This window comes from Arthrobacter sp., from assembly GCF_031988865.1.
Lineage (GTDB): Bacteria > Actinomycetota > Actinomycetes > Actinomycetales > Micrococcaceae > Arthrobacter_B.
The window spans coordinates 1-8,076 of the sequence record NZ_DALZXY010000116.1 but is presented as its reverse complement, the minus strand read 5'-3'; the positions used below and the strand labels follow the sequence as shown (position 1 = coordinate 8,076).

6 protein-coding genes are annotated in these 8,076 nt (G+C 64.6%); 5 read left to right on the top strand and 1 reads right to left on the bottom strand.

Annotated features, from left to right (window positions below):
• Nucleotides 1-125: 125 nt before the first annotated feature.
• From RTN46_RS15450 to RTN46_RS15435, 4 genes are all read left to right on the top strand, one after another.
• Nucleotides 126-1,448, top strand: a complete 1,323-nt coding sequence (locus RTN46_RS15450) for an ion channel protein (RefSeq protein WP_312182710.1) — start codon at nucleotides 126-128, stop codon at nucleotides 1,446-1,448.
• A 597-nt stretch (nucleotides 1,449-2,045) separates the two neighbouring features.
• Nucleotides 2,046-2,993 (top strand): sugar ABC transporter permease, encoded by a 948-nt coding sequence (locus RTN46_RS15445; RefSeq protein ID WP_312182709.1) that lies wholly within the window; start codon nucleotides 2,046-2,048, stop codon nucleotides 2,991-2,993.
• Nucleotides 2,990-3,904, top strand: a complete 915-nt coding sequence (locus RTN46_RS15440) for a carbohydrate ABC transporter permease (RefSeq protein ID WP_312182707.1) — start codon at nucleotides 2,990-2,992, stop codon at nucleotides 3,902-3,904. Before RTN46_RS15445 ends, RTN46_RS15440 begins: the two co-directional genes overlap by 4 nt.
• 106 nt (nucleotides 3,905-4,010) lie before the next feature.
• On the top strand, nucleotides 4,011-5,375 hold the full coding sequence (locus tag RTN46_RS15435) for an ABC transporter substrate-binding protein (protein WP_312182705.1): 1,365 nt from the start codon (nucleotides 4,011-4,013) through the stop codon (nucleotides 5,373-5,375).
• Nucleotides 5,376-5,486: 111 nt separating this feature from the next.
• Here the strand turns inward: RTN46_RS15435 and RTN46_RS15430 are convergent, their stop codons facing one another.
• Complete coding sequence (locus RTN46_RS15430; protein ID WP_312182703.1) at nucleotides 5,487-6,905, bottom strand: multidrug effflux MFS transporter; 1,419 nt, start codon at nucleotides 6,903-6,905, stop codon at nucleotides 5,487-5,489.
• 248 nt (nucleotides 6,906-7,153) lie between these two features.
• On the opposite strand from RTN46_RS15430, the gene RTN46_RS15425 reads away from it, so the two are divergent.
• Nucleotides 7,154-8,071, top strand: coding sequence for a DUF5996 family protein (locus RTN46_RS15425; RefSeq protein WP_312182696.1), 918 nt, complete (start codon nucleotides 7,154-7,156; stop codon nucleotides 8,069-8,071).
• The last annotated feature ends 5 nt before the right edge of the window (nucleotides 8,072-8,076 follow it).

The following is an 8,076-nucleotide window of genomic DNA, read 5'->3' as shown; positions in this document are numbered from 1 at the left end:
TGCGGATATGGCAGCCTTCATCCGTTCCCGGGCTCCGTCCCCTGTCCGCGGGCGGGGGCGAGCCAGTAGCCTGAGCAAACCCGCGGAAGACCTGCCTTCCGCTCCCGCCGGCCAGGGATGGCACCATGTCCGAACATGCAAACGAGGGCGTCCTGGCGCAGAACCGTGTCCGGACCCTCGCGGCACTCACCATACCGGGCGTTCTGATTGGCGTTGTCTCCGCGCTGATCCTCTTTGGACTGGATGAAGCAGCCGCCCTGCTCCAGCATTTGCTGTGGAACGACCTTCCCGGTGCGGTTGGTGTGAATCCGGACAACGGCTGGTGGATCTTCGGCACCCTGACACTGACGGGCGCCGCCGTTGGGCTGATCGCCCGGTATGTACCAGGCCATGCCGGGCCGGATTCCGCCGAGTCCGAAATGGCAGAATCGGCGCTGCCCATCGGCGTCGTCCCGAGCCTGGCCGCTGCGGCGGTCCTCGGGCTGGCCGGCGGGGTCAGCCTGGGCCCGGAGAACCCGATCATCGCCATCAATGCCGCTGTGCTCACCGTCGTGATCGGCCGCCTTTTTCCGCGGGTGCCGGGCAAACTGATCGTGGGAATGGCCGTTGCGGGCACTGTGGGGGCGCTGTTCGGGACGCCTGTTGCCGCGGCACTGCTGTTCACCGGCATCGTCGGGTCAACCGCTGGGGCCGGAGCGCTCTTCGACAAGCTTTTCCTGCCCCTGGTTGCGGCCGGCGCAGGGGCCGTCACCATGAACTTTGTCGGTGGAACGCTGCTGGACATTACGATCCCGCCCGCGGACAACGTCAACGGGTGGGACGTCCTTGCGGCCATGATCATTGCACCGCTTGCTGCGGCTTTCGGGCTCCTGGGTATTTTCGCCTTCCGCTGGGCGCACCGGATGTTCCACCGGCTCTCGAACCCAATCCTATTTACGACCCTTGGCGGTGCGCTGCTCGGGCTGCTCGGCGTGATCGGCGGACCTATCACGCTGTTTAAGGGAGCCGAGGAATCGGAGCATCTTCTCAGCACCACCGGACTGTCGTTCGGGACGCTGCTTATGTACGCCGTCATCAAGCTCGCCGCACTGGTGATCTCCGCCGCGGCGGGTTTCCGCGGCGGCCGGATCTTCCCCACGGTGTTTATTGGCGTCGCCTTCGGGCTGGCCGCCGGGGCGCTGGCCCCCGGCATCCCGACCAGCGTGGTGGTCTCTGCCGCCGTGCTGGGACTGGTGCTCGCCGTCGCCCGGGACGGCTGGCTGGCCCTGTTCATCGCCGTCGTGATCACCGGTGACGTGGCGGTAACCGCACTGCTGTGCCTGGCGGTCCTGCCCGCCTGGCTGGTGGTCACCAATGCACCGCACATGCTGGCGGACGACGCCGGCGGCGGGCACGGGGACGACGACGGCGGCGGGCACAGGGGCGCGGCAGGCTCGTCGCGGGGCTGAATGCGCAGTTTTGGCGGGTTGCTTGGCAGGGAGCGGCGGTGGGTGCGCAGGTTGGGCGGGATGTCGCCGGATGTGCTCACCAGGGACGGCGGGCCGTCGTGCGGCGCTGAGTGCGCAGGTCTGGCGGGTTGCGCGGCCGGGAAGTCGCCAGAATTGCACACCAGACCCCAGACACCGCACTCCGTCGCACCCCGTTGCCTTCCTTCGGAGTAACCATTCGGCACGGCGGGGCCGGCGGAGGGCACGGAACAGCAACCGCACCGTGATTCAAGCCGTGCCGTGATTCCATCCGGAAAGGGAGGCACACGGGAAATCAGGTACCCCGCGCAGCGGCGCGAAAAACCGCCCCGGACAAAAAACTATGCGTTCCATGAGCCAACATTATTTTCCTCAAGGGCCTCGGCTGGCCTGCTTGCCATGGATTAAAAACAATGGATACTGTGACGAGCGTAATACCGGTATTCGGCGCCTATCCGCGCCCCAGAATCATGGACGGAAAGAATCGATGAGAGTTTCCTGCAGTGAACCGCTGCAGCCGGATGGAACCGTCCGCTGTTCGTACCACTTCTCCGGCAGGCCTTTCCCGGGCATCCGGGCATGAGCCTCCTCAAACCGGCAACCACACCTGAACAGGCCACCCGGACCCGGCGGCCCCGGCCCAAAAGCGTGGTCGGCAGCGGCAGCATCCGCGCCATGTGGTACCTCGCGCCAGCGTTGGTTGTTTTCGCACTGTTCCTTTTTTATCCCCTAGGACGTTCGGTTTTTCTCTCCTTCCAGGGGAGCGACCTTTTCGGCCGGCCTTCGGGATTTGTCGGGTTCGACCAATACATCCGGCTTTTCACGGATTCCGGCTTCTGGACCGTGATGGGAGTGACCCTCGGGTTCACGGTCCTCACCGTGGTTCCGTCGATAGCCATTGCACTAGCGCTTGCCTTGCTGCTGCATCAGAAAATCAAGGGAATCCGCTTCTTCCGGACGGCCTTCGCGCTCCCGTTTGCCTATTCCGTAGCCACGGCCTCGGTGATCTTCGGGGTCATGTTCAACCAGGCAACGGGTGTGCTGAACGGCATGCTCGGTTTCTTCGGGGTGGATCGGGTCGGCTGGCTCACTGATCCGGCCTGGGCACTGGTTTCCGTTTCCCTGGCCACGGTCTGGATGCAGCTGGGCTACAACCTGCTGGTTCTTTCCGCCGGCCTCGGTGCTGTGTCCGAAGATGTGGTGGAAGCAGCCCGGCTTGACGGCGCGCACGGCTGGCGGATGCAGCGCTCCATCATCATGCCCCTGCTGACGCCGCAGCTGTTCTTCCTGCTGGTGACCGGGACCATCCACGCCCTGCAGAGCTTTGGACAGATCCACATCCTGACCAAGGGCGGCCCGCAGGACAGCACCACAACGCTTGTCTACTCCATCTACGAGCAGGCTTTTGCCAACAACAACTCGAACTTCGGCTATGCCTCCGCCCAGGCCGTGGTGCTGCTGATCATCGTGGTAGCGGTGTCCGCAATCCAATTCGGCGTCCTGGAACGAAAGGTCTTCTACCGATGAGCCGCACAGCAGCTCCCGCTGCCCCACAGGCCGAACGGCCGGCGAAGCAGGATCCGCGAGGCACTGCTTCGCTGCGGAAACGGCAGCGCCGCCCGCTCACAGCCGGCCGGGTCCTCACCTACGCCGCCCTCACCCTGGGCGCCGCCGTCGTCCTCTTCCCTGTCTATTTCGGATTCATCGGTGCCTTTATGGGGCCTGCGGATATCAATGCCTATCCGGCGTCGCTGTGGCCGTTCAACGGGTTCCGCGCCGAGAATTTCACCGGTGCCCTGAGCTCGATTCCGCTGGGCCGCCAATACATGAACTCCGTGGTGATGGCGGGCCTGATCACCCTCGGGCAGCTGGTGACCTCACTGTTCGCGGCGTACGCCCTGGTGTTCCTGAAAGTGTGGGGCAAGGCGTTCTGGTTCGGCCTGTTCCTGTGCAGCATGATGGTGCCGGCAGAGGCAATCATCATTCCGAACTACCTGACCATGTCCTCCGCAGGCCTGATCAACACGGTGCCAGCCCTGGTGCTGCCGTTCCTCGCACATGGGTTCGGTATTTTCCTCCTCCGTCAGGCGTTCCTGTCCTTTCCAACCGAACTATGGGAAGCAGCGCGGATCGATGGGGCCGGGCATTTGCGTTTCCTGCTCTCGGTGTTGGTGCCGCTGTCCAAGCCCACCCTCGCCGCGCTGGGAATCTGGTCCTTCCTCTCCGCTTGGAACATGTACTTCTGGCCGCTGCTGGTTACGCAGACTCCGCAGATGCAGACCATCCAGATCGGCATTACCCAGCTGCGGTCCGCGGATAACTTCAACGCCGGACTGGTCCTGGCGGGAACGGTTCTGGCCATCATTCCCACCCTCCTGCTGGTGGTCTTCGGCCAGCGCTTCATCGTCCGCGGACTCACTGCGGGCTCCATCAAATAACGCAACCACTTGGCCATTCACCACGGCTACCCGGAGGCGCCCGCCGCCGGACAACCCTGAAGGGATATATCCATTGCGAATTACAAGTAGAGGACGCCGCCTGCCAATGATGGCCGCTGGCGCCGCTGCACTGGCCCTGGCACTTTCCGCCTGTGGCGGCGGCGGAACCGCCGGGGGAACAGACGGAGCACCGGCTGCGGATGCGCTCGACTCAGCCGAGGGCGTCACCACCGTCAACTTCTGGCACTCCATGGACGGCACAAACGGGGAAACCCTGAACAAGCTGATCACCGACTTCAATGCTGCCAATGAGGGCAAGATTGAGGTCAAGGGCGTCTACCAGGGCGACTACGATTCCACGATCACGAAGTACAAGGCCGCGGTCCAGTCCAACAGCACGCCCAGCATGGTCCAGATCTATGACATCGGCACGCAGTTCATGATCGATTCCGGTGCGGTGCTGCCGACCCAGGCCTTCATCGACCGCGACGAGTACGACGTCTCGGACCTGCAGCCCAACATCGCTGGCTACTACACGATCGACGAGGATCTGTGGTCCATGCCGTTCAACACCTCCATGCCGGTCCTGTACTACAACAAGACTCTCTTCGAGGCAGCCGGACTGGATCCGGAAACGCCGCCGGCAACCCTGGACGAGGTCTCCGAGGCAGCCAACAAGCTGTCCAAGAAAAACGGCGGACCGGCCGAGTTCGGCTTCAACGCTGCCATCTACGGCTGGCTGCTGGAGCAGGAAATCGCAGCCAACGGCGCCCTGTACTGCAGCCCGGACAACGGCCGCTCCGGTGAGCGCGCCAGCGACTACAGCTTCAACAATGACTCCGCGGTGGAGTTCGTGGACTGGTGGAAGGGCCTGGTGACGGACGGCGTAGCAGGCAACACCGGCCGTGCCACTGCCGATGCACAGAACGCTTTCAAGAGCGGAACCATCGGCATCACCCTCGAATCCACGGGTGCCCTGGGCGGCATGCAGAAGGCCGCCGAGGAGCAGGGCTTCGAGCTCGGCGTAGGCTTCTACCCCAAGATCGCGAAAAACGACTCCGGTCCGATCATCGGCGGTGCCTCGCTCTGGGTCTCCGGCGAAGGACACTCCGACGCCGAGAAGGAAGCCACCTGGCAGTTCATGCAGTACCTCGCCGAACCGGCAACCCAGGCCACCTGGCACACCGGAACCGGGTACTTCCCGATCTCGAAGGCCGCACTGAACGAACCCGAGGACGTTGCCTGGCGGGAGAAGTTCCCCCTGTTCGACGTCGCCGTGCAGCAGCTTGAATCCACCGAACTGACCGCCGCCACCCAGGGCTGTGCAGCAGGTTCCATGCCGCAGGCCCGCAAGGCCGCCGAAGACGCGCTCGAAGGTGCCCTGCTTGGCGGGGACAGCAAGACTGAGCTGACCGAATCGGTGGAGGCCCTTCAGATCGAAATCGAGAACTACAACAACTCGGTGAAGTAGCACTTCTTCCGCTTGGCCCGGAGCGCCGGTGCCGCTGTGCTGGAAACACGTTCCGCCTTTCGGCGGTACCTTCCGGTTCCGGCGGCACCGGCGCTTCTTGGTTCGGGGACCCTAGTCCGCAGCCCGTCCGGCGTCCGCGCCGGTCTCCGCGCTGGTGCCAGCACCAGTCTCCGAACCGGTCTCCGCACCGGCGTCCGCGCCGGTCTCCGAACCGGTCTCGGCGCTGCCCCGGCCGGTTTCGACGGCACGACCTTCGACGGCGCCTTCCTCAACGGCGCCTACCGGCGCGGCACCCAGCCGGCGGTTGCCCCGGCGGTAGGCCGGCGTCGTCGCCAGGATCAGTACCATGGCCAGGGCGCAGCCGATGATGACCCCGGACATGGACACGGCATTGCCACCGAAGACGCCGACCAGCGGGCTGATCAGCCCGGCCAGGCCCACCTGCAGGCAGCCGAGCAGCGCCGCTGCCGTGCCGGCCATCCGCCCGTAGCCGTCGAGGGCGAGGGACGTCGCGTTCGCGATGATGAAGCCCTGCATACCCAGGATGAGCCAGAGGCCCGCCACAAGGCCGAACACCCCGCCGGCCCCGGTGATGATAACGACCGGCAGCGCCAGGGCGAGCAGAAGCAGCACCGGTGCGGCGATGCGCAGGATGCCCGACGACGACGCGCGGCTGAGCAGAGAGGCGTTGATCTGCGAGGACACCACCATGGCGATGCCGTTGACGGCAAAGATCAGCGCAAATTCGCTGGGGGTGAGGCCGTATTCCTCCTGCATCACGAACGGCGAGCCGACCACGTAGCTCATGATGATGCCCATGGCGAGGCCGGGCAGCGCGGCGTAGGCCAGGAACCGGCGGTCGCGGAGCAGGATCCGGTAGCCGCCGGGTTCAGTGGTTTTCGGGCTGCCCTTCTTGGCACGGGTCAGGCGGCGTTCCACCGGCAGCGTTTCGGGCATCCACCGCCAGACGATCACGACCAGGATCACGCCGATCAGTGCCAGGGCGTAGAACACTGCACGCCAGGCCCAGATTCCGGAGACTGCTTGGCCCAGGGTGGGGGCCAGCAGGGGAGCGAGGCCGATCATCAGCATCAGCCGGGAAAGCAGCTTGGCCGCGTCCGATCCGGTAAACCGGTCGCGGATGACGGCGATGGCAACCACGGAGGCGGACGCGTTGAAGAAGCCCTGCAGAACGCGCAGGCCGATCAGCAAGCCGATGTTGGGGGCAATCGCGCACAGCAGTGACGTCACGATGTGCATGGAAATGCCGATAAGCAGCGGCAGCCGCCGTCCGAACCGGTCCGAGAGCGGACCAATTACCAGCTGGCCGACGGCGGTGCCCAGCAGGGTGCCGGACAGCGTGAACTGGGCCGCCGTCGTTGTGGTGGCCAGGTCAGCGGCGACTTCCGGCAGCGCCGGAAGGTACATGTCCGTGGTCACGGCGGGCAGCGCCGCGAGGGCGCCAAGCATCAGGATGTACTTCAGGTTCCGGGACCGGGAGGTGGCACGTTTCGGGGAAGAAATTGTCACCGTGAAAAGGCTCCTAGGGAAGGATGCGGGGCATAGGCCCGGCGCTCAACTTGCAGCCTGGGCTCGGGCAGAGAAGGCTCGCCTGCCCGGTGGTTCCGTAGTAATTGTAGGGGCCCGGCCAGCCCTGTGTCCCGGTGATCTTCCCCACCTTCACATCGCCGACCCACACTGGAGGGACACCACCCCGTACGCGAGAAACAGCCCCGCGAGGCTCCCACCGCAGCAGTTCCCGATCTGAGGCGAATTCCATGGACAAACGGATTCTGGACTACACCCAATGGCAGGACACCGCCGACACCCTGCACCTCTTCCTGCAGATGGCGGGAAAGGTGAAGATAGAGCGCTCAGATAAGCGGCCAGGCTGGGGGCACATCCGGATGCCGCTGACCGTCGACGGGATCGGCACCGGGACCATTCGCGGGGACGGGAGCAGCTTCGAGATCTACTTCAACCTGCGCCAGCACCATGTGGACGTACAGAACACCAATGGCAGCAAGTCCCGGATTCCGCTGCAGGACGGCCTCAGCGTCGCGGACTTCTACGCACAGCTGATGGGGGCGCTGGACTACATCGGGGCGCCGACCCGGATCAACACCACACCGCAGGAGTTCCACGACACGACGCCGTTCGAGCAGGACACCAAGTACCGTTCCTGGGACCGGCAGGCCATCGCCGTCTACCTGGACAACCTGCATTTTGCCTACCGGAGCCTCTCCCGTTTCCTGTCTCCGTTCCGCGGCAAGGTGGACATGCCGCATTACTGGTTCGGCACCATGGACCTCGCCGGGTCCGTGTTCGCGGGCCAGGCCGCTCCGTACAGCGGGACGGACGTGATTGGGGCGAACTGTTTTGACGAAAAGTTCATGGAATACGGGTTCTGGCCCGGTGACGTAAAAATGTCCAAACCGGCGTTCTACGGCATGCCGTATCCGTTTATGGCGGAGATCGGCAGCTATGCGTCCATGCTGGAACCGGACCGGGCCCGGTTCCAGCCGCAGATGAACGAATTCATCCTCACCCTGGAAGACGCCTTCGCCGCGCAGGACCCGGAGCAGGCTGTGGTGGAGATGTGCCGGAGCAGTTTCGAGATCGTCCAGCGCATAGACCGGTGGTCGGACCTGGACTGGATCTCCGAGCCGCTGACTTACCCAGCGGTCTCGGCATAGCCGGC

Coding starts and splice junctions, on each gene's coding strand:
- RTN46_RS15450 (WP_312182710.1), top strand. CDS start 126: ATGTCCGAACATGCAAACGAGGGCGTCCTGGCGCAGAACCGTGTCCGG.
- RTN46_RS15445 (WP_312182709.1), top strand. CDS start 2,046: ATGAGCCTCCTCAAACCGGCAACCACACCTGAACAGGCCACCCGGACC.
- RTN46_RS15440 (WP_312182707.1), top strand. CDS start 2,990: ATGAGCCGCACAGCAGCTCCCGCTGCCCCACAGGCCGAACGGCCGGCG.
- RTN46_RS15435 (WP_312182705.1), top strand. CDS start 4,011: ATGATGGCCGCTGGCGCCGCTGCACTGGCCCTGGCACTTTCCGCCTGT.
- RTN46_RS15425 (WP_312182696.1), top strand. CDS start 7,154: ATGGACAAACGGATTCTGGACTACACCCAATGGCAGGACACCGCCGAC.